The 25,841-nt window shown below is 38.8% G+C and carries 28 protein-coding genes; 15 read left to right on the top strand and 13 right to left on the bottom strand.

Going from position 1 to position 25,841, the window contains the following annotated elements:
- The first annotated feature begins 120 nt into the window (after positions 1 to 120).
- From ACFOSX_RS07390 to ACFOSX_RS07360, 7 genes are all read left to right on the top strand, one after another.
- Complete coding sequence (locus tag ACFOSX_RS07390; RefSeq protein ID WP_386098609.1) at positions 121 to 687, top strand: anthranilate synthase component II; 567 nt, start codon at positions 121 to 123, stop codon at positions 685 to 687.
- 69 nt (positions 688 to 756) lie between these two features.
- Positions 757 to 1,749: an anthranilate phosphoribosyltransferase gene (gene trpD, locus ACFOSX_RS07385; RefSeq protein ID WP_386098606.1), complete on the top strand. Its 993-nt coding sequence runs from the start codon at positions 757 to 759 to the stop codon at positions 1,747 to 1,749.
- A gap of 304 nt (positions 1,750 to 2,053) precedes the next feature.
- Entirely contained in the window at positions 2,054 to 2,839 is a 786-nt protein-coding gene (gene trpC, locus ACFOSX_RS07380) for an indole-3-glycerol phosphate synthase TrpC (RefSeq protein WP_386098603.1), read from the top strand.
- Entirely contained in the window at positions 2,836 to 3,492 is a 657-nt protein-coding gene (locus ACFOSX_RS07375) for a phosphoribosylanthranilate isomerase (protein WP_386098600.1), read from the top strand. Before trpC ends, ACFOSX_RS07375 begins: the two co-directional genes overlap by 4 nt.
- Positions 3,476 to 4,657, top strand: coding sequence for a tryptophan synthase subunit beta (trpB, locus tag ACFOSX_RS07370; RefSeq protein WP_386098597.1), 1,182 nt, complete (start codon positions 3,476 to 3,478; stop codon positions 4,655 to 4,657). The genes ACFOSX_RS07375 and trpB overlap by 17 nt, the downstream gene beginning before the upstream one ends.
- Positions 4,658 to 4,736: 79 nt before the next feature.
- Positions 4,737 to 5,504, top strand: coding sequence for a tryptophan synthase subunit alpha (trpA, locus tag ACFOSX_RS07365; protein ID WP_386098594.1), 768 nt, complete (start codon positions 4,737 to 4,739; stop codon positions 5,502 to 5,504).
- 101 nt (positions 5,505 to 5,605) lie between these two features.
- Positions 5,606 to 5,749, top strand: coding sequence for a hypothetical protein (locus ACFOSX_RS07360; RefSeq protein WP_386098591.1), 144 nt, complete (start codon positions 5,606 to 5,608; stop codon positions 5,747 to 5,749).
- A gap of 25 nt (positions 5,750 to 5,774) precedes the next feature.
- On the opposite strand, the gene ACFOSX_RS07355 is transcribed toward ACFOSX_RS07360, so the two are convergent.
- The 7 genes from ACFOSX_RS07355 to ACFOSX_RS07325 all read right to left on the bottom strand — a co-directional run bounded on the left by ACFOSX_RS07355 (position 5,775) and on the right by ACFOSX_RS07325 (position 11,357).
- The gene (locus ACFOSX_RS07355) at positions 5,775 to 6,011 is read right to left on the bottom strand and encodes a VF530 family protein (RefSeq protein WP_386098588.1); all 237 of its coding nucleotides are present in this window, start codon (positions 6,009 to 6,011) and stop codon (positions 5,775 to 5,777) included.
- An 81-nt stretch (positions 6,012 to 6,092) separates the two neighbouring features.
- Positions 6,093 to 7,373 (bottom strand): DEAD/DEAH box helicase, encoded by a 1,281-nt coding sequence (locus ACFOSX_RS07350; RefSeq protein ID WP_386098585.1) that lies wholly within the window; start codon positions 7,371 to 7,373, stop codon positions 6,093 to 6,095.
- Between the two features lie 89 nt (positions 7,374 to 7,462).
- Positions 7,463 to 8,260 (bottom strand): tryptophan-rich sensory protein, encoded by a 798-nt coding sequence (locus ACFOSX_RS07345; protein ID WP_386098582.1) that lies wholly within the window; start codon positions 8,258 to 8,260, stop codon positions 7,463 to 7,465.
- A 155-nt stretch (positions 8,261 to 8,415) separates the two neighbouring features.
- A complete protein-coding gene (locus tag ACFOSX_RS07340) occupies positions 8,416 to 9,006 on the bottom strand; it encodes a DUF4331 family protein (RefSeq protein WP_386098579.1) in 591 nt (196 codons plus the stop codon).
- Between the two features lie 17 nt (positions 9,007 to 9,023).
- Entirely contained in the window at positions 9,024 to 9,680 is a 657-nt protein-coding gene (locus ACFOSX_RS07335) for a DUF4331 family protein (RefSeq protein WP_386098576.1), read from the bottom strand.
- Between the two features lie 247 nt (positions 9,681 to 9,927).
- Entirely contained in the window at positions 9,928 to 10,635 is a 708-nt protein-coding gene (locus ACFOSX_RS07330) for a uracil-DNA glycosylase family protein (protein ID WP_386098573.1), read from the bottom strand.
- On the bottom strand, positions 10,635 to 11,357 hold the full coding sequence (locus ACFOSX_RS07325) for a hypothetical protein (RefSeq protein WP_386098570.1): 723 nt from the start codon (positions 11,355 to 11,357) through the stop codon (positions 10,635 to 10,637). Before ACFOSX_RS07325 ends, ACFOSX_RS07330 begins: the two co-directional genes overlap by 1 nt.
- A gap of 71 nt (positions 11,358 to 11,428) precedes the next feature.
- Between ACFOSX_RS07325 and ACFOSX_RS07320 the strand changes: the two genes are divergently transcribed.
- The gene (locus tag ACFOSX_RS07320) at positions 11,429 to 11,560 is read left to right on the top strand and encodes a 30S ribosomal protein THX (protein WP_386098567.1); all 132 of its coding nucleotides are present in this window, start codon (positions 11,429 to 11,431) and stop codon (positions 11,558 to 11,560) included.
- Between the two features lie 2 nt (positions 11,561 to 11,562).
- On the opposite strand, the gene yaaA is transcribed toward ACFOSX_RS07320, so the two are convergent.
- From yaaA to ACFOSX_RS07305, 3 genes are all read right to left on the bottom strand, one after another.
- Entirely contained in the window at positions 11,563 to 12,321 is a 759-nt protein-coding gene (yaaA, locus tag ACFOSX_RS07315) for a peroxide stress protein YaaA (protein WP_386098564.1), read from the bottom strand.
- 120 nt (positions 12,322 to 12,441) lie between these two features.
- A complete protein-coding gene (locus tag ACFOSX_RS07310) occupies positions 12,442 to 13,473 on the bottom strand; it encodes an RluA family pseudouridine synthase (RefSeq protein ID WP_386098561.1) in 1,032 nt (343 codons plus the stop codon).
- A 1-nt stretch (position 13,474) separates the two neighbouring features.
- A complete protein-coding gene (locus tag ACFOSX_RS07305; protein WP_386098558.1) occupies positions 13,475 to 14,038 on the bottom strand; it encodes a PASTA domain-containing protein in 564 nt (187 codons plus the stop codon).
- A 146-nt stretch (positions 14,039 to 14,184) separates the two neighbouring features.
- Here ACFOSX_RS07305 and ACFOSX_RS07300 point away from each other — a divergent pair, with 146 nt between their 5' ends.
- Both ACFOSX_RS07300 and coaD read left to right on the top strand, forming a co-directional pair.
- The gene (locus ACFOSX_RS07300; RefSeq protein ID WP_386098555.1) at positions 14,185 to 15,162 is read left to right on the top strand and encodes a D-alanine--D-alanine ligase; all 978 of its coding nucleotides are present in this window, start codon (positions 14,185 to 14,187) and stop codon (positions 15,160 to 15,162) included.
- Between the two features lie 19 nt (positions 15,163 to 15,181).
- Entirely contained in the window at positions 15,182 to 15,637 is a 456-nt protein-coding gene (coaD, locus tag ACFOSX_RS07295) for a pantetheine-phosphate adenylyltransferase (protein WP_386098552.1), read from the top strand.
- A gap of 236 nt (positions 15,638 to 15,873) precedes the next feature.
- On the opposite strand, the gene ACFOSX_RS07290 is transcribed toward coaD, so the two are convergent.
- The gene (locus ACFOSX_RS07290; RefSeq protein ID WP_386098549.1) at positions 15,874 to 16,827 is read right to left on the bottom strand and encodes a GSCFA domain-containing protein; all 954 of its coding nucleotides are present in this window, start codon (positions 16,825 to 16,827) and stop codon (positions 15,874 to 15,876) included.
- Between the two features lie 85 nt (positions 16,828 to 16,912).
- On the bottom strand, positions 16,913 to 19,525 hold the full coding sequence (gene alaS, locus ACFOSX_RS07285) for an alanine--tRNA ligase (protein WP_386098545.1): 2,613 nt from the start codon (positions 19,523 to 19,525) through the stop codon (positions 16,913 to 16,915).
- Positions 19,526 to 19,655: 130 nt separating this feature from the next.
- Between alaS and ACFOSX_RS07280 the strand changes: the two genes are divergently transcribed.
- Genes ACFOSX_RS07280 through ACFOSX_RS07260 form a run of 5 tightly spaced genes read left to right on the top strand, consistent with a single transcriptional unit; the run spans position 19,656 to position 22,819 of the window.
- Positions 19,656 to 20,627 carry a peptidoglycan DD-metalloendopeptidase family protein gene (locus ACFOSX_RS07280; protein ID WP_386098542.1) on the top strand — a complete coding sequence of 324 codons (972 nt, stop codon included), beginning with the start codon at positions 19,656 to 19,658 and terminating at the stop codon, positions 20,625 to 20,627.
- A gap of 1 nt (position 20,628) precedes the next feature.
- The gene (locus tag ACFOSX_RS07275; RefSeq protein WP_386098539.1) at positions 20,629 to 20,958 is read left to right on the top strand and encodes a MerR family transcriptional regulator; all 330 of its coding nucleotides are present in this window, start codon (positions 20,629 to 20,631) and stop codon (positions 20,956 to 20,958) included.
- A gap of 11 nt (positions 20,959 to 20,969) precedes the next feature.
- Positions 20,970 to 21,557 (top strand): LemA family protein, encoded by a 588-nt coding sequence (locus tag ACFOSX_RS07270; RefSeq protein WP_386098536.1) that lies wholly within the window; start codon positions 20,970 to 20,972, stop codon positions 21,555 to 21,557.
- 9 nt (positions 21,558 to 21,566) lie between these two features.
- On the top strand, positions 21,567 to 22,004 hold the full coding sequence (locus tag ACFOSX_RS07265) for a TPM domain-containing protein (protein ID WP_386098533.1): 438 nt from the start codon (positions 21,567 to 21,569) through the stop codon (positions 22,002 to 22,004).
- The gene (locus ACFOSX_RS07260; protein ID WP_386098525.1) at positions 22,001 to 22,819 is read left to right on the top strand and encodes a TPM domain-containing protein; all 819 of its coding nucleotides are present in this window, start codon (positions 22,001 to 22,003) and stop codon (positions 22,817 to 22,819) included. The genes ACFOSX_RS07265 and ACFOSX_RS07260 overlap by 4 nt, the downstream gene beginning before the upstream one ends.
- 202 nt (positions 22,820 to 23,021) lie before the next feature.
- Here ACFOSX_RS07260 and ACFOSX_RS07255 read toward each other — a convergent pair whose 3' ends face one another.
- Positions 23,022 to 25,805, bottom strand: coding sequence for an outer membrane beta-barrel protein (locus tag ACFOSX_RS07255; protein WP_386098522.1), 2,784 nt, complete (start codon positions 25,803 to 25,805; stop codon positions 23,022 to 23,024).
- Positions 25,806 to 25,841: the final 36 nt, after the last annotated feature.

Here is a 25,841-nt window from a genome sequence, read left to right as displayed (position 1 = left end):
TTCAGTGTTCAGTGTTCAGTGTTCAGTGTTCAGTAAAAAATTAGATTATTTTGAAAACAATAAATAAAATTTTAACCCGTAACATTTTCCTTTCCTTAGGAAAGGAGTAAGGAAAGGCTTATGAAAAAAGTACTAGTTATAGACAATTACGACAGTTTCACCTACAACCTTGTCCACTACCTAGAGGAACTAGATTGCGAAGTGACAGTAAAACGAAACGACAAGCTAACACTTGAAGACGTTCGGCCATTCGAAAAAATCGTCTTGTCACCGGGACCTGGGATTCCAGATGAAGCTGGACTCCTTAAATCAATAATCCGAGAATATGCACCAATAAAAAGTATTTTAGGTGTATGCCTTGGCCAACAAGCCATTGGTGAAGTCTTCGGAGGCACTTTGAAAAATTTAGATACGGTATATCACGGCGTATCAACCACAGTAAGACAATGCGTCAATGATGAATCTTTATTCAATAATATGAATGAAACAATTGAAGTCGGACGCTACCACTCATGGGTTGTCGATACCAATTTGCCCGATAGTTTAGAAGCCACATCTTATGATGAGAACGGACAAATCATGTCTTTAAGGCATAAAGTTTATGATGTTAAAGGCGTTCAATACCATCCAGAATCGGTATTAACTCCAAACGGTAAACAGATTTTGAAGAATTGGCTGGAGAGTTGATTAGTTGGTAGTAAAATGAAATAATAACCAAAACAGTTCCCTTTCCTCAGGAAAGGGTTAGGGATAGGAATGAAAGACATATTAAACAGGCTCATTAACCAAGAAAGCATCTCCAGCGAGGAGGCAAAATCCGTATTGGTAAACATCTCCAACGGCGAATATAACGAAAGCCAAATTGCTTCATTTCTCACAGTATATATGATGCGTAGCATCACCTTAGACGAGTTAAGAGGTTTTAGAGACGCGCTTTTAGAACTATGCATCGCTGTAGATTTAGGAGACTACAATCCTATCGATTTATGCGGAACAGGTGGAGACGGCAAAGACACCTTTAACATTTCAACACTGGCTTCATTTGTTACGGCTGGTGCTGGAGTCAATGTATCCAAACACGGGAATTATGGTGTTTCTTCGGCATGTGGCTCATCAAATGTGATGGAGCATTTGGGTATAAAATTTTCCAACGATAAAGACTTTTTAAAGCGGAGCATAGACGAAGCCGGCATCTGTGTTTTACACGCACCACTCTTCCACCCTGCCATGAAAAATGTAGCACCAATTCGTCGTGCGCTTGGTGTAAAAACCTTTTTCAATATGTTGGGGCCTATGGTAAATCCGGCGTTTCCACCAAATCAAATGGTAGGTGTTTTCAATCTGGAATTGCTTCGATTATACGGCTATCTCTATCAAGAATCCGATAAAAACTATGCTGTTGTTCATGCACTCGATGGCTATGATGAAATTTCCTTAACAGGAAAAGCAAAAATAATTTCAAACACCTCTGAAACCTTGTTTTCGCCTTCAGATTTAAATGTAAAAGACATTAAACAGTCTGAGATATTCGGTGGAAACACCGTAGCGGAGGCATCAAAAATTTTCGTGGATGTTATTTCAGGAAATGGCACCGAAGCCCAAAATAATGTGGTTTGTGCTAACGCCGGATTGGCCATAGCCACATCAAAACAAATCAACCATAAGGAAGGATTTGAATTAGCAAAAGAGTCCTTACTAAGCGGAAGAGCGAAGGTGAGTTTAGACAAATTAGTGTCGTTAAGTAATTAGAAGAAAGAGTGTAGAGTGTAGAGTGTAGAGTGTAGAAACAAAATGAAAGGGAATAAATCAAGCAAATATGAATGCCCCCAAATTCCGACCTAGTCGGAAGCATCAAAATTCAGGAATAATGAGCGAAGGAATGGAGATGCAAAGCGAAGCTTTAAGCACGTAATTCCGAGAGCGAGTGGTGCGAGAGCAATTCCCTATATTTTGATTGTGATTTTTTGGTTCGTTTTGCATCAAGGCAAAATGAACAGAAAAACAGAATAATTTAGATTAATTAAAAAGATTCCTGCTTCCGCAGGAAGTTAATATGACCATACTAGACAAAATAGTAAAAGACAAACGCAACGAAGTTGATTTAAGGAAATCCCTAATTCCAACAAGCCAGATCGAGAAGTCCGTCTTATTCGCCAGAGACACCATCTCCTTGGCAGAACGCTTAAAAAACAGCACTTCTGGCATTATCGCCGAACACAAAAGACGTTCCCCTTCAAAATCGACCATTAACCAAAATTTAAATACACAAGACGTAGCCAAAGGTTACGAAAATGCTGGTGTTTGTGGCATGTCAGTGTTAACTGACGGGAAATATTTCGGAGGAAGCTTAGATGATTTATTAACGGCAAGAGCTAGTTGCAACTTGCCCTTATTACGTAAGGAATTCATCATCGACGAGTATCAAATTTTGGAAGCCAAAGCCTATGGTGCTGATGTAATTCTTCTGATAGCTTCAATTTTAACTAGATATGAGATAAAGCAGTTTTCAGAATTGGCTAAGTCACTACATCTCGATGTTCTTTTAGAAGTCCACAACGAAGAAGAACTACAGAAATCCATCATGTCATCTTTAGACATGCTCGGCGTTAATAACAGGAATCTAAAAACCTTCGACGTCAGTTTGAATACCTCAAAGCAGTTGAGCGAATTAATCCCCAATGGCTTTGTAAAAGTCTCCGAAAGTGGGATTAGCTCTGTCGACGCCATAAAAGAGTTACAACCCTACGGCTACCAAGGCTTTTTGATTGGTGAGAGTTTTATGAAAACGGATAATCCTGGAGAATCAGCGAGTCAATTCATTAAACAGCTAGAAGCATGAAACTAAAAGTCTGTGGTATGAAATATCGAGATAATATTGAAGCGCTCTCCTGGCTTCAACCCGATTATATGGGTTTTATTTTCTATGATAAATCATCAAGATATTTTGATGGACAGATTCCAAGTGTTTCAAAATCTATTAAAAAAACAGGCGTTTTTGTGAACGAGGAAATGGATTTGGTCATTGATTTAATTAAAAAACACGAATTGCAAGCCGTGCAATTACATGGCGAAGAATCTGCTGAATTCTGTAAGAAATTAAAGATTTCAATCTTAGAACACTGTCACACTGAGCGCAGTCGAAGTGCAATAGAATTGATAAAGGTATTTAGCATCAAAGACCACTTCAATTTTGAAGCAATACAACCCTACGAAGGTATCGTTGATTACTTTCTTTTCGACACAAAAGGGCAACTTCCAGGCGGAAATGGCTTTACCTTCGATTGGAAAGTCCTAAACGATTATCCATCCAAAACACCATATTTTTTAAGTGGTGGTATTGGATTGGAAACCACGAATAAACTGAAAGAATTTCAAAATAGTCCAGCATCGAAATACTGCTACGCCATTGACGTTAACAGTAAGTTTGAAATTGAACCTGGTTTAAAACATATTGAAGAATTAGAAAAATTCAAACATGACATACAACATTAACGACAAAGGTTACTACGGTGATTTCGGAGGCGCATACATCCCAGAAATGCTCTACCCTAATGTAGAAGAATTACGCCAAAATTATCTTAAGATTATGAATGAACCTTCATTTAAAGAAGAGTTCAATCAGCTTTTAAAAGACTATGTGGGACGACCTTCACCGCTATATTTTGCAAAGCGCCTTTCTGAAAAATACAACACCAAAATATACCTAAAGCGCGAAGATTTAAATCATACTGGCGCGCACAAGGTCAATAACACTATAGGTCAAATATTAATGGCAAAGCGTCTAGGTAAAACCAGAATCATAGCCGAAACAGGTGCCGGACAACACGGCGTAGCCACGGCAACCGTTTGTGCATTAATGGGGATAGAATGTATTGTATACATGGGTGAAATAGACATTGCCAGACAAGCCCCGAACGTCGCCCGTATGAAAATGCTAGGTGCTAAAGTAGTGCCTGCCTTATCTGGAAGTCGTACGCTAAAAGATGCTACCAACGAAGCCATCAGAGATTGGATTAACAATCCCATAGACACCCATTACATAATAGGTAGCGTAGTCGGCCCACATCCGTATCCAGATATGGTAGCAAAATTTCAGGCTGTGGTATCTGAAGAAATTCAATGGCAACTCCAAGAAAAAGAAGGCACAACAAAACCAGATTACGTTATTGCCTGCGTGGGCGGTGGCAGTAACGCCGCTGGCACCTACTATCATTATTTAGATGATATGGATGTCAACATCATCGCCGTGGAGGCCGCTGGCAAAGGCGTGCATTCTGGCGAAAGTGCCGCTACTTCTGCTTTGGGTAAGGAAGGTATCATCCACGGGAGTAAAACATTATTGATGCAAACTAATGATGGGCAAATTACCGAACCCTACTCCATTTCTGCGGGACTGGATTATCCTGGCGTTGGCCCAATGCATGCCAATTTGTATAAAACTGGACGTGCCGAATTCATTTCTATCACCGACGATGATGCTATGACCGCTGGATTGCAACTCACACAACTGGAAGGTATCATTCCTGCCATTGAGACCTCCCACGCCTTGGCCGTTTTTGAGCACAAAGCCTTCAAGCCAGACGACATCATAGTACTTAATCTTTCTGGACGAGGCGATAAGGATTTACAGAATTATATAGATTATTTTGAGCTTTAGCTCAAATGCTGAACTAGATTCAGCATCTTACAAATCAAAATACAACTTAAAGAGATTCCCGTTTCCACGGGAAATAAATATGAACAGAATAAATAAAAAATTACAAGAAGATAAAAAACTGCTCTCTATCTATTTTACGGCAGGTTACCCAACTATTGATGATACAGTAACAACCATTCAAAATTTGGAGAAAAGCGGTGTTGATATGATAGAAATTGGCTTACCGTTTAGCGACCCTTTGGCAGATGGACCAACCATACAAGATAGTTCTACAAAAGCCCTAAAAAATGGCATGACTACAGAAGTGCTGTTCAACCAGTTAAAAGATATTCGGGAAACGGTCTCCATCCCACTTCTTATCATGGGCTATTTTAATCCTATGTTACAATATGGTGTGGAAGCGTTCTGTAAAAAATGTCAAGAGATTGGCATAGACGGATTAATTATTCCTGATTTACCGGTAGATGTTTATCATGAAGACTACAAATTAATCTTCGAAAAATACGGTCTTATCAATGTCCTTTTGATTACGCCACAAACCTCCGAAGAGCGCATTCGTTATATCGATTCAGTTTCAAACGGATTTATCTACATGGTAAGTTCAGCGAGTACTACTGGTGCCACATCTGGTTTTGGTAATGAGCAATCGGATTATTTTTCGCGCATCACAAACATGAATCTTAAGAACCCTCAAATTGTTGGCTTTGGCATTTCCAACCATGAGACTTTTACTCAGGCGACTAAGCACGCTAAAGGTGCTATCATCGGAAGTGCGTTTATAAAACATGTCACTGAACATGGGGTTGCGAATTTAGACCGCTTCGTTAAACCTTTTTTGGGACATTAACTTGTGCCTAAAATGCTTTGCGTCAATCTTCAATGGTTTAGAACAAGCGTACATACTCGTTTCTGCGTATATTGATTTTGAATCTAAAAAATTAAAATACTATGGGAATTATTGAAGATAAAAAGAAATTTAAGAGAACAAAGGAACAAACCAATCCTACGAACTTAACGGCAAATGTCAATCAAAAGACTAACGAATTTGATATTGATAAAGCGACCATCAAAAAACAACAGAATAAACAATAACTGTTTAATAATTCTGTAATAACGCCTATTCATTTCCTTTGAATAGGCGTTTTTGTATCATATTTAGATACATCTCTTCTACTTTGTCTCTTGCCCAAGGAGTGCGTCTCAAAAACTTTAAACTCGATTTTACTGATGGGTTATGAGTGAAACACCTAATATTAATTTGATAGCCCATATATTCCCAACCGTAATGCGCCACCAACTCGTTGATGATTTGTTCTAATTTAACGCCATGTAAAGGATTGTTAGGTTGTGACATTATTTATCTGTTGAAATGACGGTTTGCCGAAATTTTAGAAAAACAAAATCTTATACATTTACCTTTTATCACCAGTCTTATTTATCGATTACGATTACGATTCCTGTTCCGTCTTGGCTTCGACTTTTGACTGTTTCCACCTCCTGAGTTTCTTGAATCCGAATTCTTCCTCCTGCCTTGGTTACCTTGTCTATTCTGCCCAGGCTTAATCGGTTCCGTGGACGCATCGGGGTCTGGTTCAAACCCTTCAATAATCTCTACCGGAATCCTTTGGTCAATTAGTTTTTCTATCCCTCTTAAAAATGAAGTCTCATCGGCACTTACCAAAGAAATGGCTTTCCCACTTGCGCCGGCGCGCCCTGTTCTTCCAATTCGGTGAACATAGTCTTCGGAGATGTTGGGCAATTCAAAATTTATAACGTGTGGCAATAATGGAATATCTAAACCTCTCGCCGCAATGTCGGTGGCTACCAAAACTCTAATGCGTCCTTTCTTAAATCCATCCAAAGCCTTGGTTCTTGCCCCCTGACTTTTATTGCCGTGAATAGCCGCTGCGGTTATCCCAGCCGATACCATTTTTTTAGTCAAACGGTTTGCTCCGTGCTTCGTTCGGGTAAATACTAAAACCTGTTGCCAATTACCTTCAGAAATAAGTTTTATAATCAATCCTGTCTTTTTAGTCTTGGCAACGCGATACACCTGTTGGTCGATGATTTCCACTGCTGTATTTTCGGGAGTCGCTTCAACTTGAATTGGGTCATTCAAAATTTTGAAAGCCAATTTTTTGATGTCTTTAGAAAACGTCGCCGAAAACATCAGATTCTGCCGTTTCGCGGGAATTAGATTCATAATACGTTCAATATCCCTTAAAAACCCCATATCTAGCATACGGTCGGCTTCATCCAACACAAATATTTCCACATGCCTTAATGATAACAAGCCTTGATTCTCCAAATCTATCAATCGGCCTGGCGTTGCAATGAGTACATCCACCCCAGCTTTTAGTTTCTTAACTTGAGGATTCTGATTAACGCCACCAAATATTACCGCCGACGTTACATCTAAGAATTCACTATAGGCTTTGACGTTGGCGTGGACTTGAGCGGCTAATTCACGCGTTGGAGTTAAAATCAATGCACGCACAGCTTTATAGCCTTGACCTTGTGTCGTGGAAAGATGATGTAATAAAGGCAAGGTAAATCCTGCTGTTTTTCCGGTTCCTGTTTGGGCTGAAGCCAGAACATCGTTTCCATCTAAAATGGGCGGAATGGCTTTTGCTTGGATTGGTGAAGGTTCTGTATAGCCTTGTTTTGAGATGGCTTTTAATATTGGAGCAGAAAGCCCCAAATTTTGAAATGACATAGATGGTTATTAATAAGTCGCAAAATGTGTTATCGACTTGTGAATGGCAAAGGTACAGTTAATTTTTTCGCTCTAATGATTTGTAGGAACTATTCATTCCGCCACTGTTGAAACTTTATAAACGGGTTGGTCGAAAAATTCTTAAACCCATGAACAGCGACCGTAATTAATAAAATTACAGCACAGACATAGCACAGCACCATTATGGTTTGATGGTTATTGGCATTAGCCTGACCAATCCCGATAAGTGCCCAAGCACCGACAACGGCAAATTCCCGCATATTTCGTTTGTACACCATATAAATATTTATAAGGCTTGCAATAATAATCATGATGATGGTCCAAACATCTGGTGATAGCCCAAAACCATCCCAATTAATTTTAACCAAATAGCTTGATACATTGGCAATACTCGCAACCGTAACCCAACCACTATAAATCACAAATGGCCACCAAACAAAGGCTATAACAGGAAAACGAACATCGTCTAATTCCATTCGGTTATTGATTACAATTTTAAACAGGCTCAAAAGCAGTAAGAAAATAAAAACACAAGAGAGCCCCGTATAACCATACAACCACGCAAAAACCCAAGACGAATTAAACATACAAGAAAGAACAAACCACCAACCCGTTTTTAGCACAAAATCATCGTTTTTCACTTTAACGAATAGACTTCGACCTTGGTAAATAGCAAAGGCAAAAAGCATCAAATAAATAATACCCCAAATAGCGAAGGTGTAACCTGCTGGCGTAAATAACGAACGGATATTATCCGATATATCACCAATCGTCCTACCGTTAAGTAATCCCGTATTAGAAAGATAATTGACAATAATCGTAGATACTAATGCCACGCCATTGGCAATTTGAAGGGTCTTTTTCATGTTGATTATATTTTATTCAAAATTAAGAACAGTAGTGTTATTATGTTGTTCAAAATACATTGAATATTAATTCAAAAGTTAAGCATTAGGTATCATACATAAAAAGAAAGACCGGTAAAATACCAGTCTTTCATATCATTTTATTTATTTAAGTTCTACCAAGGTGTTGCCAAATAAGGGAATGAAGTTAAGAATTCCTTATCATTAGCATCTACGTTATCATCTGATAATCCAGGAAATTCAGGATCACTCAGACCAGTTTCACCTCCAAAGATTAAAATAAGTTCTACCGTAATAACGTCGTCTGCTAAAGCACGACCAGTTAGTGTATTATCACCATCAAAAAACGTAGTTGTTCCCGTTTTAGAAACCGTTAATACATCCGTAGCCAAAATCGAAGAAAATGTTTTAGCATCCAATTCAAGAGCATTTAAGTCGCCTGGCTCGTTGAAAGCTGGGCTCAAGAACATTAAATTATCTTGAAACATTTGTTGAAAAGCGGCACCTTGTTCCGAAGGTACTGTAAGATTGAAATCATCTTTACTTCCAGATGATACAAACACTGTATTTACAGCTGGTCTTCCCATTTGGTCTTCTTGGATCCAAGTGTTACCGCTAAATGGATCTGAATTGCCTTTAGCCGAAAAATTGGCTTCTTCATTGGCATTATAAGCTTCGTCTTTACTGCAAGCACAGAATAGTGTCGCTAAGACAAGCATTCCAAATATATATTTTATAGTTTTCATAATTAATTCTTTAGTGATTATTGTTTTCTTTTTGTTTCTACCCAAGTATTTATGTTATCGCCGTCCCCAAGCAGTGCTTTTGGTACTTCAACAACAACGGATAAAACATTGGTCCCCGCGAAGGTATCTACACCTTCAGATTTAAATGAAGTAGCCTCGCCAGCTAGGATCGCAGTATACTGACCGAAGTCAAAAAAGAACGGATCGTCTCTTGGACCGGCAAAAAAGCTCATACCATCAGCATTTTCAATGATGGCATCTTGACCATATCGTGTAATCTTTACAGAATTAACATCTGTCCCAGCATCTGGGTTGTACGTTGTTACAATACCTGTTTGATCCGGAACAATTGGTCCTCTAAAAAACATGCGGTTGCCACGTGGCGCCGCCTGAATGACCAAATCCTCTATAGCATCGCCGTCAGTGTCGATATTAAACTCAATAAGGACATCTTGGTCAAACTTTGCGCTATTTGTTTTGTTAGGACTTAATAATCCTTGAACATTAGCTACAAAAACCAGATTATCTGTATTCTCGCCTTGAAAGGCATAAAAGTCGGTGATATCACTGCGACCACCTGCTACTGCTGGCGCATCAATATGATCTGCCGCAATAACAAAAAAGGTGGCGACAGCAAATGCGCCGAATAATAGGTAAATTTTTAAATTTTTCATTGGATGTTAGTTTTAATTAATATTTACATTCACAGATACTTACGCACTTATGATGAGGTCGGTTTTAATATTTTCAATAAATAAACCCTTTTATTGAATATATTCTACCAAATACAAATTATAGCGTTGAAATCCTTAATCCTTTGTGGAATTTTCTGCCTATTTTGAAATTACAAGGACATGTAAGTGAACCGTAATGCCTGAAATCTTAAAAACTGATTATCAAAATGTTAGAAAACAGCCTGTTTTAATCCAAGAAGAATGCTCGGTATTGCATCACCCTAAAATCGAAAGTATTGAAATCCGGGTTTTGTGTTTTTAGTTGCTTGTACAAATCCATACTTCCCACCGCTCTATTTGCGGCGCCAGAAGGTGCGGTTAGGGAAATGGTTTTTATGGTCCTAAGAGAAGTGTCACATCTCGACTCCGCTCGATGTGACAGGTTGGATTTCGTTGGAAGGCGAAACTCGTGGATTCGCGGGACGTTGTCTGAAACGACCTGTAATTTCAAATTGTAATCTTTAAGATAGCGTCTAAAGAAATATTCTGGACCATTCTTGCTATTACCACCCGTAAATAATAAGGTGTCCACTTTAGGATATTCTTGAAGATACCAAATCATATCTCTCAATTTTACGTTTTGCATACCTAAATCTGAAGCGTCAATCTTATCACGTTCCGCCGATTCAACAATATCACAAATCCCAATGTTATGTTTTATTAGAAAATTCTTTCGCTCTTGGATGGCGCTTTCGGTGTTTTCAAAGGTTAAATTCAGGCTGAAAATTTGGTCTAAAATTTTCCATAGCTGTCCATCTCTACTGCCATAGCAAAAATTGACGTCGTCTGGCTTCAGGTCTCCCGTAGTGAATCTCGGCGGTGGTAAAGTCCCAACGATGAGTTTGGTAGCGTTTTTGGGAATGAATGGTTTGTAAGGATGTTGATGAAAGAACATTAGAGCGATTTTAAAACGCGCTCAACTTCGAGCATCGTAGCTCTAAATTTTCTACGGTTGTCTTTTGTTAGGTTGGCAGATTCGGATGAAAGTTCATTCAACAGTGTTCTGGCTTCCTCTTTTCTATCTTGACTTAAATAGAATTTAGCTAGCATTAGGCGTTCATTGTAGTTTGAATAGGGTCTATCTATAGATTTTAAGGCTTCCTCTGCTTCATCTACTTTCCCCGTTTTCATTAAAGCATATCCGTAATAATAGTTCACTTTTGGTGTGTCAAATGCTTTTTGGTCTTTAAGCGATGTACTGTATGAAATGATTTCTTCAAATTGGTCTAAATGATAATAGGCTTCAATCAATTTTTGCTGTGCATAAGTACCATCTTGAATTGGGTCTTCAAGAACTTTCAAATATTCACTTACGGCATTGTTATAATCCTTCAAATCGAAATAGGCATCCGCCAATTCTAAGCGATTAGCATAGGTTTCAGAAAATTGAAGTTTCTTTTCGAGCTCTTTTATTTTTCGGGTTGGCTGAATGGTATTGCTAATATCGCGCTGTACCGATTCTATGTTATTCCGATTTAAAACTTGTGTGAACAGATAAATTAAGCATCCTACTAATGGCAAAAAAATGATGAGGAGAATCCAATAATATTCATTCCGCTTTTTAATGACATGATAAATACAAAATGCCTGAAAAGCTATAATCAAATAATAATGCATGAAGCAGTTAGGTTAGTATTTCATAAATCTATGAAAATTCTTTATCTTATAGGGAACAAAAAACTAGTACCATGGGAAAAGGCGACAAAAAAACCAGACGCGGTAAAATTCATAGAGGCACTTTCGGCGTAAGACGACCACGTATTAAAAAGCGTATCTCTACCGAAGCGAAAATCAATATAGAAAAGAAAACGAAAGGCTAAATCTATCTCGTAAAGACCAAATGGTTAGGCTTAGACAAGTCTTCACTAAAGCCATAACCTTCAGCATTGAAGCCCTTTAATCCGTCTAGCGAGTCTATAGTGTTATCAACAATATAACGAGCCATTAAGCCACGTGCATACTTGGCAAAGAAGGCTACGATTTTGTATTTATCGTTCTTAAATTCCTTGAAATCAATTTGAATTACAGGGACTTTCAACTGTTTTTTATCTACAGCTTTAAAGTATTCATTACTCGCCAAATTCACGAAAAGCTCATCGTCCTTTAACTCATCATTCAAGGATTCTGTTATGCTCTTTTGCCAGAATTCGTAGAGGTTCTTTTTACGTCCAACAGGCATTTTAGTGCCCATTTCCAAACGGTATGGTTGGATTAAATCTAATGGTCTTAAAATTCCATATAAACCCGATAGAATCCTTACCGTATCTTGAAGATTTTTCGTTTTCTTTATATCAAACGAGTAGGCATCAAAACCTCTATAAACATCACCGCTGAATGCATAAATCGCTGGCCGGGCGTTGTCTTTGGTAAATGGTAATTCCCACTCCTGATTGCGCTCATAATTCAACTGCCCCAAAGCGTCCGAAATACTCATCAGTTTCGATAATCCTTTAGCTGATTTCTTCTTTAGTATTTTATTCAAGCGTTCAGAGTCCTCTAAAAATTGAGGTTTTGTCGACTTGGTTGTTGGTAATTTCGATTCGAAATCCAAAGATTTTGCTGGGGATAAAACTAATTTCATGTTTGGCGCTTGAAGGTTTTTCTAATTCTATTGCTATGTAAAAATACAACCTTCGCCTTCAGATTGAAAGTGTTTTAAAACGATTTTAGTGATGCGGTTATAAGGGTTGCCTATTTAGACTTAATCTTCTAAATGCTTAGCATAGTTGCGCCACTTTTCGATACACAGAGACATATCCTCGGGCAATTCCGAAGAAAAACGCATAAACTCGCCTTTGGTTGGATGCTCAAATCCTAAGGTCTTAGCATGTAAAGCCTGACGAGGCAGTATCTTAAAACAATTATCCACAAACTGTCTGTATTTGTTAAATGTAGTGCCTTTTAAAATGCGTTCACCACCATAGCGTTCGTCGTTGAAAAGTGTGTGTCCAATATGCTTCATGTGGACTCTAATTTGGTGTGTACGCCCAGTTTCGAGTTTACATTTTAGAAGGGTAACGTAGCCCAAACGTTCAATGATTTCGTAATGGGTTACGGCCGGTTTTCCTTTATAGGCTTCATCGCCTAAAAAAACAGTATTCTGAAGTCTATTCTTTGGGTGTCGCCCAATATGGCCGACTACCGTTCCTTTATCGTCTTCAACATTTCCCCAAACAATTGCCACATATTCACGCTCCGACGTCTTTTCAGCAAACTGATTAGACAAATGATTCATGGCGTGTTCGGTTTTGGCAACAACCAACAAACCGCTGGTGTCTTTATCGATTCGATGTACCAAACCTGGTCGGTCACTTGAGTTTTTTGGAAGATTTTCAAAATGAAAAATTAAACCGTTGATTAATGTTCCGGAATAGTTACCGTGCCCAGGATGCACGACCATCCCCGCAGGTTTATTGACGACAAGCAAATCATCGTCTTCATAAACAATGTCAATAGGGATATCCTCGCCAACCAATAAGTTTTCGTGTGGCGGATGTTCAAACTTAACAATTATCACATCATGTGGCTTGACCTTGTAATTGGACTTTACAGGCTCATCATTGACAAAAACACTGCCATCTTTAATGCCAGCCTGAATTTTATTTCGTGTGGCATTCTCAATAAAGTTCATCAAATATTTATCGATACGTAAAGGGGTTTGCCCTTTTTCAACCTTAAAAGCGTAATGCTCATAAAGGTCATCTTGTTGGTCGTTAAGTTCGTCTTCTTGCATGTTAGTTTGAAGATGGTCTGTTTCCGTTACCAAGCACCAAATCTATGGTTGACGTCATTGGTAATACATCACCAGCCTTCATTTTTTTTCCTTTATGGCGAATGCCTAAAACCACATCCTTCCCGATATTATCAATATAGGTTTTCTCCCCGACTTTAAAGCCTACAGCTTCAAGCGTTGGTTTGGCTTGTCTAAAAGTACGGTTCACAATATTTGGAATTCCCACTTTTCTGTAGCCCGAAGGATTCAAGGTGAGATAAATCTTTCTATTTTCCTTGACCTGAGAGCCAGCAAGCGGGTCTTGTTCAATGACAGCGTATTTTGGATAATTAGGATTGTAATTGGCGGAATCTTGAATTTCCATCACCAAATCGGCATCATCTAATTCAATTTTAACTGTTTCCAGAGATTTTCCTTTTAACTCCGGAACAACCACAAATTCGCCATTATTGGTAGTAATGTCTAACCACTTCAAAACAAAAAAGACCAACACAATTAAAGCGACAACCGCTAAAGCGATTTGCTTCAGAAAGGTTTTACTGGTCAAAAATTTTATAAAACTCATAGGCTGATGGGTAATAATGGCAAATCTAATCAATTTATGGAATACGCCATTTGGTAAACACGCTATTAGTTACGTTGAAAATTGAAAAATCGATGACATTGCTTCAAAATAAATAATACATTTACGTAGTATAAGTTAACTTAAAGATGACGCAAAATATTGCCATAATAATGGGAGGCTATTCTAGCGAATACGAAATTTCGTTGAAGAGTGGGGCTGTGGTTTATGAAACACTGAAAGCCACCGTTTATAATCCTTATGCCATTCATATTTTTGAGAACAAATGGGTTTATGTAGATGAAGCAGGAACCGAATTCCCTATAAATAAAGACGATTTTTCGGTAATGGTTCATTCTGAAAAAATCTCATTTGCATGCGTATTCAATGCTATTCATGGTTCGCCTGGCGAAGACGGTTTTATGCAAGCCTATTTTGAATTATTGAACATTCCCCACACGAGTTGTAGCATGTATCAGGCTGGATTGACCTTTAATAAGCGGGATTTGATTTCTGTATTGAAACCGTTCGGAATAAAAACTGCTAAAAATTATTACCTCAACCTAAGCGACATTATTGATGAAGATGCGATAGTATCTAAAGTCGGGTTGCCATGTTTTGTCAAGGCCAACAAAGCCGGAAGCAGTTTTGGGATTTCTAAGGTGTATGAAAAAGATAAATTAAAAGACGCGATTGCATTATCATTTAAAGAGGATGATGAAATTATTATTGAGGAATTTTTAGATGGTACGGAAGTGTCTGTCGGCGTGATTTCCTATAAAGGTAAAACAACTGTTTTACCAATGACCGAAATTGTATCGGACAACGATTTCTTCGATTACGAAGCCAAATACTTAGGACAAAGTCAAGAAATTACACCAGCCAGAATTTCTGAAGAGCAAAGACAAAAAACGGAAGCAGTCGCCAAAAAAATCTACGAAATACTTGGTATGACAGGCTTCACTCGAAGCGAATTTATCTTTAAAAATGACGAACCCCATTTCCTGGAAATGAATACCGTACCTGGACTTACTAAAGAAAGTCTTTTACCGCAACAAGCTACAGAAGCAGGTATCTCGTTAGAAGACCTATTCGTAAATACGATTGAGGAAGCCTTGAAAAAATAATAAGTATCTTTGTTAGACTATGAAACGTGCACTTTTTCCTGGCTCCTTCGACCCTATCACCAATGGACATTTTGATATCATTAAACGTGGTATTGATTTGTTTGATGAAATCATTATTGCCATAGGCGTAAATGCCGATAAAAAGTACATGTTTTCACTTGATGAGCGAAAGCACTTTATAGAAGAAGCTTTTAAGTCGGAAGACAAGGTAAAAGTCCTGACGTATGAAGGCTTAACCATTGACTTCTGCAAAAAAGTAGATGCCGAATTTATTCTGCGTGGTTTGCGGAATCCTGCTGATTTTGAGTTTGAAAAAGCCATCGCCCATACCAACAGAAAACTCTCCAAGATTGAAACAGTATTTTTATTAACCTCAGCTGACACCTCCTTCATTTCGTCGTCTATTGTGCGAGATGTTATTAGAAATGGTGGCGATTATTCGGTATTAGTGCCGGGTAGTGTGAAGGTAAAATAATGTCAAAAAAAAAGCATCAGACCTTTTCCTTTTAACGGGAAATGAACTAACGCTTTCTCAATAAAATTGATTAATAGCACTCTAAATATATGCTCTTATCGCGTTAAGTGTTCAAAAATTCGACGAGTAACATTATTATAAGATAAAGTACATAGTATGAAAAATTGAGCTCGTTAATAATCAAATCTTTAGAGTTTTCGAGCTATAAAAATTGTCATTTTTAGACATCAATTCTGTTATCCAAATTGAATATGAGGATGTCTAGAACTAAGATTCTCCTTCTTCCACTCTAAATCTGCTAAAAAGGTGTTGTGGGCTTCCGATTCGGGATTAAAAGGTCTATGCGCCAATCCATTTTGTACAGTCGCTACCTCGGTCATTGTCTTATGTGCCTCATCCGCTATCCAAATATCTGAAAAGCGTTCCCAGATATAATTGATAGCTATGTCATTGGGGTGAATCATATCCGAATCATAGAATCGATAGTCTCGCAATTCATCCATCATCAATTCGTAAGATGGGAAATAAAATCGTTTAAATCTTGGCTCTACGGTTTGAAGTACAGCCGAAACTAAATGCGCTTTGCTCTGTGAATTCTCAACAAAGCCATCCTTTAAATGCCGAACCGGAGACACCGTAAATATAAAATTGATATTAGGATTAACGGATTTAACCAACGCCATGGACGCATCCAGTGATTCCGAAATCTCATCCACAGTCAACAAGCGTTTTGAGAATTTCTTTTGGGGTACTTTATGGCAATTGGCGACCACAGCATCCGTATCTAAATGATGATAGACCCAAGCTGTCCCCAATGTAATAATTAGATATGACGCTTCTTTAAGTAATTGATGGGTCTGGTCTAATCTTGAATTTAAATCAGACACCAAAGCATTAGCTTCAATCGTATTTAATCTTGAATGTGCATCGAAACAGAAGTAGTTTTCTTCGTTTGAATGTATATCTTCTTCAGAATAATAATCAAGATTAACGGCTCTTGTGATGAGGGTTTCAATCGCTAGTGGATGAAATAATATCCCAAATGGATTGATTAAATTCTGAAACTTGAAGTACTCAAATTTAGCGCCAATATTTTCAGAAAAACAAGAACCTAGAAGTACAATTTTATCATCATAGGTAATTTGATGGTGTGGTTGTTTTGAGAGTGGCATTTTGGTTTGAAGTTGCATAAAATCTCTTTAAATTTTCGATAAGTTCAATCTTAATACGCTCTGTCTGGTCGAGCGGAGTCGAGACCTCCATGCGAAAATAATATTACATAATGTAATCTTTAGCCATCATTAGCGCCTCCTCAATTCCCTCAGGTTTCTTCCCGCCAGCAGTTGCATAAAATGGCTGTCCGCCTCCACCGCCTTGGATGTATTTACCAAGTTCTCGCACAATGTTCCCAGCGTTCAAGCCTTTATCGACTACAACCGATTTTGAAATATAGCAAGACAGCATGGCTTTTCCGTTTTGTTCTGTTCCAAATAAAAGAAACAAATCATCAAACTCGTTACCGAGTTCAAATGACAAATCTTTAATACCCGCAATATCCAAATCCACTTTTTTAGCTAAAAATTGAATACCGTTAACGGTTTCCAATTCCGATTTTAAGTCGCCTTTCAAGTTTTTGGCTTTATCCTTTAATAAGGCTTCAATCTGTTTTTTTAAATCGGCATTTTCATCCTGAAGATTCTGTAATGCCTTTACCGGCTCTTTAGCGTTATTGAGCAGGTCTTTCATTTCAAAATACGCACGGTTGTTTTCAGAATAAAAATCCTTAACCGCATCATTGGTGATGGCTTCGATACGACGGATTCCTGACGCTACTGCGCCTTCAGACTTAATCTTAAAATGCCAAATATCTGCTGTGTTATCAACATGCGTTCCACCACAAAGTTCTACCGACTGCCCGAATTTAACCGCTCGTACCGTATCACCATATTTTTCCCCGAAAAGAGCCAATGCACCTTTGTCCAAAGCATCTTGTATAGGGATATTTCTAAATTCTTCAAAAGGTAATTTCCCCTCGATGCGTCGATTGACAAAATCTTCAACTTCTCTCAACTCTTCTACCGTTACCTTTGAGAAATGTGAAAAATCGAATCGTAAGTATTTGGAGTGGACCGCCGAGCCTTTTTGTTCAATATGTGTTCCCAACACCTCTCTCAATGCTTGATGCAACAAGTGTGTTGCTGTGTGATTGCATTCCGTACGTCGACGTTGCATTTTGTCCACAACGGCTTTGAATGTTTCGTTGATATGCTTTGGTAAGTTTTTCGCAAAATGGATAATGACGTTATTTTCCTTTTTGGTGTCTAAAACATAAATGACATCGCCGTGTACATCTTCCAAATAGCCTTTATCGCCCACTTGGCCTCCGCCTTCAGCATAAAATGGCGTAAGATTGAACACCAATTGATATAGTTCCCCATCCTTCTTTGAGGTCACTTTTCGGTAACGCACAATTTTTACATTAGCTTCCAAAGCATCGTAGCCAATAAATTCCTGCTCCTCGTCTTCTATCAGCACCGTCCAATCGTCCGATTGTAAGGCTGAAGCTTGTTTTCCTCGAGCCTGCTGTTCTTCTAGCTTTAGTTTGAATTCCTTTTTATTATAGGAATAGCCTTTTTCACGAAGAATCAAATCTGTTAAATCTTCTGGGAATCCATAGGTATCTTTCAATTCAAAAACCTTTGCTCCAGAAACTTCCTTCGAACTTGATGTTTCAATAATAGAATCCAGCAAAATAAGACCTTGGTCCAAGGTTCTTAAGAATGATGCTTCCTCTTCCTTTATAACATTTTCAATGAGTTGCTTTTGGGCTTTCAATTCAGGAAACGCTTTCGACATTTGTTTGGTCAACACGTCGACTAGTCTGTATATAAATGGTTCTTTCTTATCTAAAAATGTAAAACCATAGCGAACCGCTCTGCGTAAAATTCTTCGAATTACATAACCTGCACCGTTATTACTTGGCAGTTGACCATCTGCGATAGAAAAGGCCACCGCTCTCACGTGGTCTGAAATTACGCGGATAGCCACATCCTTCTGATTATCCTTCCCGTAATCCGTATCGGTAATGGTTTCAATCTCACGAATCAATGGTGTAAACACATCCGTATCGTAATTAGACTGAACGTCTTGCAACACCATGCACAGGCGCTCAAAGCCCATACCTGTATCGATGTGCTTGGACGGCAAAACTTCTAAAGAGCCATCTGCCTTTCGGTTATATTGCATAAAGACCAAATTCCAGATTTCCACAACCTGTGGATGGTCTTCGTTAACTAAGGACTTCCCATCAACCTTGGCTTTTTCTTCAGCAGAACGGATGTCCACATGGATTTCGCTACACGGTCCACACGGGCCTTGGTCGCCCATTTCCCAAAAGTTGTCCTTTTTATTACCCATAAGGATACGGTCTTCAGAAATGTATTGTTTCCAAATATCGTAAGCCTCTTGGTCTAGTTTTGTACCGTCTTCGTTGTCGCCTTCAAACACCGTGACGTATAAAATATCTTTGTCAATGCCATAAACCTCAGTCAGCAATTCCCAGGCCCAAGCAATGGCTTCCTTTTTAAAGTAATCGCCAAAACTCCAATTGCCCAGCATTTCAAACAACGTATGGTGGTAGGTGTCGTACCCAACTTCTTCCAAATCATTGTGCTTCCCAGACACTCGCAAACACTTTTGCGAATCCGCCAAGCGGTTACTCTTTGGTTGACCGTTGCCCAAAAAATACTCCTTAAATGGCGCCATCCCTGAATTCACGAACATCAAGGTAGGGTCGTCCTTTAAAACCATGGGCGCAGATGGCACTATGGTATGCTGTTTAGATTCGAAAAAATCGAGAAACTTTTGGCGTATATCTTGAGATTTCATTGGCAACTATTGAGTGGCAATTGTTATTATTTGATGTATTGCGAAACAATTTTTTATCTTTGATTGTTTAGCGCAATTTCACAGCACTACATATCTGCTGTTAGACTGCAAAAATACTATAAATTAGAAAATGGCTAAGGCAAAATATTATTATGATTCCGAAACGCTTTCGTACCGTAAAATAGAACGAAAGAAACGGAAGACCTTTAAATATGCGACAGTATTTTTACTTGCTTCAGCCTTGTTCGGGTTTTTCTTTGTCATTATTGCCAGCCAATTTTTTGAAAGTCCGAAAGAGCGCGAACTTGCCCGTGAAAACCAGAATTTAAAATTTCAATACGAATTATTGGATAAACGCTTGGATGATGCCATGGCGGTTTTGGAAAATGTAGAGGAACGCGATAACGCAATTTATAGATTGTATTTTGAAGCGAATCCTATCCCCGAAGAACAGCGTCGCGCCGGATTTGGAGGTGTCAATCGTTATAAAAAATATGAAGGTTTCAATAATTCTGAATTAATCATTGAAACCAATAAAAAATTGGACGTGCTTGAAAAAGCAGTTGTTGTGCAGTCCAAATCCTTAGACGAGATAAAGATTTTGGCAGAGGATAAGGAGAAGTTTTTGGAGGCCATTCCTGCAATTCAGCCTGTAAATAATGAAAACTTAACGCGTATGGCATCTGGTTACGGATACCGTACCGACCCTTTTACCAAAGTGCGAAAGTTTCATTACGGAATGGATTTCACCGCACCGCGAGGTACACCAATTTATGCTACAGGAGACGGTATAGTTAAACGTGCAGATAACAGTTCTACAGGTTATGGAAAACATATTAGGATAGACCACGGCTACGGCTATATTTCGCTATACGCACATCTGTACAAGTATAACGTCCGAGTCAATCAACGCGTAAAACGAGGTGACTTAATCGGCTATGTCGGTAGCACTGGACGTTCTGAAGCGCCACATTTACATTACGAAGTTTGGAAAGACGACGAACGTATCAATCCTATCAATTTCTATTATGGCAACCTGTCCCCAGCAGAATTTGATGAACTCTTGAAAAAAGCATCATTAGAAAACCAATCCCTCGATTAAGATGCATATAGACCTTCCTGAAAAACGCTATTACGGTATCGGCGAAGTCGCCAAGGCATTTAATGTCAATGCGTCTTTAATCCGGTTTTGGGAAAAGGAATTCGATGCCATTAAGCCTAAAAAGAATGCTAAAGGCAATAGAAAATTTACACCAGAGGATATTAAAAACCTCAAATTCATTTACCATTTAGTAAAAGAACGTGGGTTTACTTTAGAAGGCGCCAAAACACATCTCAAAGAAGAACGCAAACAAGCCTTAAGTAAATTTGAAATCATTTCAAAACTCGAAGACATTAAAGCAAAACTCATAAAAATTAAAACCGAACTTTAAAACCAACAACTATGAAAAAATGGATTGTACCAGTAGTTATCATCGTCCTTTTAGGATTGTGGGCTATGAACGTTAATAACTCAGCCGTAACCATGGAAGAAGACGTTACTGAAGCGTGGGCAAACGTAGAAAGCAGTTATCAGAGACGTAACGACCTCATCGGCAATTTGGTCAAAACCGTCCAAGGGGCCGCTGACTTTGAGCGTGGGACATTGACAGACGTCATTGAGGCGAGAGCAAAAGCGACCTCCATGAATATTGATGCGAGTAACCTTAGCCCAGAGCAACTTGCAAAATTCAACGAAGTACAGAGTGGATTATCTGGTGCTTTAAAAAGTTTGTTGGTTACGGTAGAGCGTTATCCTGAGCTTAAAGCAAATCAGAACTTCTTGGAACTACAAAGCCAACTGGAAGGGACGGAAAACCGCATAAACGTTGCGCGTGACCGTTTTAACGAAGCTGTAAAACCTTATAATACTTACGTAAGAAAAGTGCCTAACAATATTGTGGCCGGGCTACTTGGCTTTGATGAAAAAGGCTATTACGAAGCTGACGCCGGAAGCGAAAATGCACCTGACGTTGAATTCAATTTCGACTAAAACCAAAATATGAGCAAACTTGAAGACTTCCTTACTGCGGACGAAGAGGCTAACATTGTTGAAGCCATTCGTACTGCGGAAAAATCAACCTCTGGTGAAATCCGCGTGCATATAGAAAGTACCTGTGATGGGCCTGTGGAAGACCATGCTATGGAAGTCTTTCATCTCTTAAAAATGGATAATACCAAAGCCCAAAATGGGGTTTTGATTTATGTTGCCATCAACAAAAAAGAATTTGTGATTTACGGTGACAGTGGCATCAATGCCGTTGTTGGACAAACTTTCTGGGATAGTACCAGAGATATTATGGCTAGTCATTTTAAAAAAGGAGAATTTGCCCAAGGCCTTATTGAAGGGGTTTTACGCGCTGGCAAAGAATTGTCGGCACACTTTCCTTGGATTCATGGCGATATTGATGAATTGGACAATAGCATTTCTGTAGGATGAATAAGCACATATACTCTCTTCTATTATGTTTTGTGTTCTTATTCAGTAGTCAATCTGTTTTAGCGCAGTTTAAAATTCCACCTATTCCTGAAAAGCAAACAAGTATTTACGATTACATCAATCTATTATCCGCTTCTCAAAAGACCGAATTAGAAGGCAAATTGGTTCGGTATTCAGATACGACCTCAACACAAATTGTTGTGGCCATCATTAATTCCACCGAAGGTGAAAATATCAATTATCTTGGAGCCCAATGGGGCGAAAAATGGGGCATTGGTCAAGCAGATAAAGACAATGGCATTCTTATTCTTCTTGCAAAAGGTGACCGTAGGATTGCAATTAATACAGGCTATGGCATAGAAGGTGCCTTGCCTGATGCACTCAGCCGACATATTATTGAGCGGGACATAATCCCCCACTTTAAACAAAATGATTATTACGGCGGACTTAACGCTGGAGCCGATTCCATTTTTAAAGCGCTTAATGGCGAGTACCAAGGCACACGACAAGATGATATGCCGGAATTCCCTTTTGGTGTCTTCTTCATTTTATTTGTCTTTTTCATCATTATCATCATATCCATTTCTAAAAACAGAGGTCGTGGTGGTCCAGGCAGTGGTTCCAATTCAGGAGGCACCAGTCTTCTCGACGCAATTATCCTAAGCAATATGGGCCGTGGCAGTTATTCGCGAGGTTCTGGAGGCTTTGGTGGTGGCGGTTTTGGAGGTTCTTCCGGCGGAGGATTCGGTGGTGGCTTTGGAGGCGGTTTCGGTGGTGGAGGCTTCGGAGGCGGTGGCGCTTCTGGGGGTTGGTAGGCTTGAAAGTTTAAAGTTCCAAATTCCAAGTTCAAATTTCAAAGTTCAAAGTTCCAAGACGGCGCAGATGACAATTGTTTTGGAGAGAGTTGAAGACGCAAAGCTGATTTGATAGCAAATAGAAGTCATGACTATTGAATGTCATTTCTTTCTATCAAATTTTCTATACTGAAAACTGTGTCTGCAAACTGTTATTAAAACCCTAATCCAAAATTATAAAACTACTATCGTTTGTACTGCCTTTGGGGCCAAGACTATTAAATTTCCAACTAAAGCTTAGCATAAAATAGCGACGTAGTACCGTACTTTCAGAATCTTGAATATAATCAGCAGTAATGGTTCGCCTGGCGTTGGTATTTTGGTTTAATAAATCATAGGCTTTCAAGGTCAACGTGCCTTTGTCTTTTAGCATGGAATAGGCCAAGGTAGAATTCCAAAACCAAGCACTCTTTTGAAAGCCTGGCGCAACATTTGGATTGTAATTAAAATTGATGTCGTTCCGCCATTCTAGCTTCTTCGGCACAAAAGTCGCTGTTCTAATTCCCACATTATGCGTTACAAAACTCTGGTCTTCAAATTGAGCTATATCAAAAGTAGAGTTGGTGTAATTAAGTCTATAGGTTGGTGCAATTTCTAATACTTTTTTCCAATCTAGCGTCAGACCAACCGAAGGACCAACCGAGGTATTCTTTGCTGAATATTTTACATCATTATTAAAGTTGATGCGCTTATTAGAATTAATATTACCACCAATGCGGTATTTCAAAGTCTTGGTAGAATCTAGTTTTACGGACTTTCTAAACGACCCGTTGACACCTACATTATAGTTACCATTGACATTTTCATAAGTTGTATTCCGAACAAAATTCTCGTCCACAATCGTTCTTGTCACGATTTGGTCTCGGGTAAAACTCGCGTTTATATTTCCGAAAAAACCGGTTCGTTTTTGCCAATCGAAACTATTGAAGCCACCGAACATCCGGAAATTATTTGAAGGCGACAAATTGGGGTTACCAGTTACAATATTCAAAGGATTAGACACATCTTGAAAAGCCTGCAATTGTCGCAATTGTGGTGGTGTGTTGGTATAGCTAAAGCTAGAATACATGGAAGACTTATCGCTGAATCTGTAATTGGTATTCCCATTAAATTCCAGAGCTCTAAAATTTCGTTTTATGTCAAATTCTGGTCGTAGACCATCTTCATTTTCAATAGTTCGCATCACATAACCTACCCCAAAACCAATACCAAATTTATCTTTGTTGTACCTAACACTTAGTTTAGGCGTGGTTCTTAAATTTCGAAATTTAAAGTCGGAACTCAGGTCGGCGTTAAACAAGTCATATTCCAGCGTTGCATCATTAAAATCGAAGGCAGAATTTACACTGTTCCGCACTTCGGACACATAGCTCAACTCGGTATCTAAAAACAAGGTCTTCGAAATGATGGGAATACGATAAGTAGCACTCAATCGGTATCTATCAAACGAGGCGTCATCGTCTAAAAATTGGTCTCTAGTAATGTCATCTTGGTCAGGGTCATTAATTAAGGTTTCAGAACGTTGAAAATTTTCGCTTTCATCTCTATTAAATTCAACCTGAAAGCCAAATTTTAAAAACGACCCATTGCTATCTAAACGCTTTGTGATGTCTAAATCATTTTGAAAATTCTTTACAAAAGATTCATTAAACGAACTGAAAGTCGTTTGGTTGGATTTTACTTGATTTTCATCCAAGGTTTCTTCAAATCGATTATTCTGACTTATGGAATTTCCATAATTAAACGACGGCCTAATGTTGATGAGAAAAGTAGAATCGACTTCAATATCAAATTCCGTATTGAATCTATGATTATCGTTATCTGAGGTAGTTCTGATATTAGAATTTGTAAAAAATCTAGAATCCGGAAGAATGGTTTCCCTTTCGGTAGTTGATTCATTTTCTGAATTACTTTTCGAATAAAAATAATCTGAAGCCACGTCAACGCCTTTAGATAATTCATCGGCATAATTGGCGCCTGTGCTTCGGGAGGTCACAATGCCATCACCGCCTCCACCAAATGAACGTCCGTTGATGGAAAAATTACCGTTACTATTAATTGAAATGGAACTAACATTACCAAACATCTTTTGTATCTCTCCAAAGCTAAACCCTGGCGAGTTGATGTTATTGCCACCACCGAGTACGGAAATCCGTCGGTCATTATCAAAGTAGTTGACGAGACCTGCAAATTCGTATCGTTCATCAGTACCTCCTCCGGCAGAGACCCGACCAAAAACACCTTTGTTATTTTCTTCCTTAATGGTTAGGTTTATGGTTTTGTTTTCATCATCGCCCTCCTCGCCAGCAAAGGCTTCAGACTTGGTCTTTGTATCTGTTATTTGAACTTTTTCAATCAGTTCTTTAGTCAGGTTTCGGGTGGTAATGGTTGGGTCATTTCCGAAGAAGGGTTTTCCGTTAACCAGAATTTTATTCACGCTTTTCCCATTGACCGTAATGTTGCCTTCGTCATCGACCTCAACACCTGGCAATTGTTTTAAGAGGTCTTCCACGCTTGCGTCTTTTTTGGTTTTGAAGGATTTTACGTTAAACTCCAACGTATCCTTTTTTATGGTAATCGGTGCGCGCGATTTTATAACAACCTCATCTAAAGCGTTATCATCAACTTGCATTTCTATGGTACCTAAATCAATCAATTCCCTGTCAATTGACACGGTTTTTTTGTACGCCTTGTACCCTATGTAGGATATGAAAAGGTTTAAATTGTCGTCGTAGGTTCTGTCTTCGAGTTGAAAAAGTCCGTCCTTATCAGATATCGTATAAGTGACAAGACTGCTGTCTTTAACGCGCTCCAAGTAGACGGTTGCAGACTCTAAAGGTGCTTTTGTGTCAACAGCAGTTAATTGCCCTTTAAGTACGAAGGATTTTTGTTGCGCTGTTACTAAATTGATACACAGCAGGCAAAATAGCGGTAGGAAATATTTCATTAGATTGATTGATGATTGGTCATTCAAAATTAAAAC

This window comes from Winogradskyella maritima (assembly GCF_042650215.1).
In the GTDB taxonomy this organism is placed as follows: Bacteria; Bacteroidota; Bacteroidia; order Flavobacteriales; family Flavobacteriaceae; genus Winogradskyella; species Winogradskyella maritima.
The sequence above is the reverse complement of the archived record's forward strand: the minus strand, read 5'-3'. Positions and strand labels throughout refer to the sequence as shown.

Coding starts and splice junctions, on each gene's coding strand:
- ACFOSX_RS07390 (WP_386098609.1), top strand. CDS start 121: ATGAAAAAAGTACTAGTTATAGACAATTACGACAGTTTCACCTACAAC.
- trpD (WP_386098606.1), top strand. CDS start 757: ATGAAAGACATATTAAACAGGCTCATTAACCAAGAAAGCATCTCCAGC.
- trpC (WP_386098603.1), top strand. CDS start 2,054: ATGACCATACTAGACAAAATAGTAAAAGACAAACGCAACGAAGTTGAT.
- ACFOSX_RS07375 (WP_386098600.1), top strand. CDS start 2,836: ATGAAACTAAAAGTCTGTGGTATGAAATATCGAGATAATATTGAAGCG.
- trpB (WP_386098597.1), top strand. CDS start 3,476: ATGACATACAACATTAACGACAAAGGTTACTACGGTGATTTCGGAGGC.
- trpA (WP_386098594.1), top strand. CDS start 4,737: ATGAACAGAATAAATAAAAAATTACAAGAAGATAAAAAACTGCTCTCT.
- ACFOSX_RS07360 (WP_386098591.1), top strand. CDS start 5,606: ATGGGAATTATTGAAGATAAAAAGAAATTTAAGAGAACAAAGGAACAA.
- ACFOSX_RS07355 (WP_386098588.1), bottom strand. CDS start 6,011: ATGTCACAACCTAACAATCCTTTACATGGCGTTAAATTAGAACAAATC.
- ACFOSX_RS07350 (WP_386098585.1), bottom strand. CDS start 7,373: ATGTCATTTCAAAATTTGGGGCTTTCTGCTCCAATATTAAAAGCCATC.
- ACFOSX_RS07345 (WP_386098582.1), bottom strand. CDS start 8,260: ATGAAAAAGACCCTTCAAATTGCCAATGGCGTGGCATTAGTATCTACG.
- ACFOSX_RS07340 (WP_386098579.1), bottom strand. CDS start 9,006: ATGAAAACTATAAAATATATATTTGGAATGCTTGTCTTAGCGACACTA.
- ACFOSX_RS07335 (WP_386098576.1), bottom strand. CDS start 9,680: ATGAAAAATTTAAAAATTTACCTATTATTCGGCGCATTTGCTGTCGCC.
- ACFOSX_RS07330 (WP_386098573.1), bottom strand. CDS start 10,635: ATGTTCTTTCATCAACATCCTTACAAACCATTCATTCCCAAAAACGCT.
- ACFOSX_RS07325 (WP_386098570.1), bottom strand. CDS start 11,357: ATGCATTATTATTTGATTATAGCTTTTCAGGCATTTTGTATTTATCAT.
- ACFOSX_RS07320 (WP_386098567.1), top strand. CDS start 11,429: ATGGGAAAAGGCGACAAAAAAACCAGACGCGGTAAAATTCATAGAGGC.
- yaaA (WP_386098564.1), bottom strand. CDS start 12,321: ATGAAATTAGTTTTATCCCCAGCAAAATCTTTGGATTTCGAATCGAAA.
- ACFOSX_RS07310 (WP_386098561.1), bottom strand. CDS start 13,473: ATGCAAGAAGACGAACTTAACGACCAACAAGATGACCTTTATGAGCAT.
- ACFOSX_RS07305 (WP_386098558.1), bottom strand. CDS start 14,038: ATGAGTTTTATAAAATTTTTGACCAGTAAAACCTTTCTGAAGCAAATC.
- ACFOSX_RS07300 (WP_386098555.1), top strand. CDS start 14,185: ATGACGCAAAATATTGCCATAATAATGGGAGGCTATTCTAGCGAATAC.
- coaD (WP_386098552.1), top strand. CDS start 15,182: ATGAAACGTGCACTTTTTCCTGGCTCCTTCGACCCTATCACCAATGGA.
- ACFOSX_RS07290 (WP_386098549.1), bottom strand. CDS start 16,827: ATGCAACTTCAAACCAAAATGCCACTCTCAAAACAACCACACCATCAA.
- alaS (WP_386098545.1), bottom strand. CDS start 19,525: ATGAAATCTCAAGATATACGCCAAAAGTTTCTCGATTTTTTCGAATCT.
- ACFOSX_RS07280 (WP_386098542.1), top strand. CDS start 19,656: ATGGCTAAGGCAAAATATTATTATGATTCCGAAACGCTTTCGTACCGT.
- ACFOSX_RS07275 (WP_386098539.1), top strand. CDS start 20,629: ATGCATATAGACCTTCCTGAAAAACGCTATTACGGTATCGGCGAAGTC.
- ACFOSX_RS07270 (WP_386098536.1), top strand. CDS start 20,970: ATGAAAAAATGGATTGTACCAGTAGTTATCATCGTCCTTTTAGGATTG.
- ACFOSX_RS07265 (WP_386098533.1), top strand. CDS start 21,567: ATGAGCAAACTTGAAGACTTCCTTACTGCGGACGAAGAGGCTAACATT.
- ACFOSX_RS07260 (WP_386098525.1), top strand. CDS start 22,001: ATGAATAAGCACATATACTCTCTTCTATTATGTTTTGTGTTCTTATTC.
- ACFOSX_RS07255 (WP_386098522.1), bottom strand. CDS start 25,805: ATGAAATATTTCCTACCGCTATTTTGCCTGCTGTGTATCAATTTAGTA.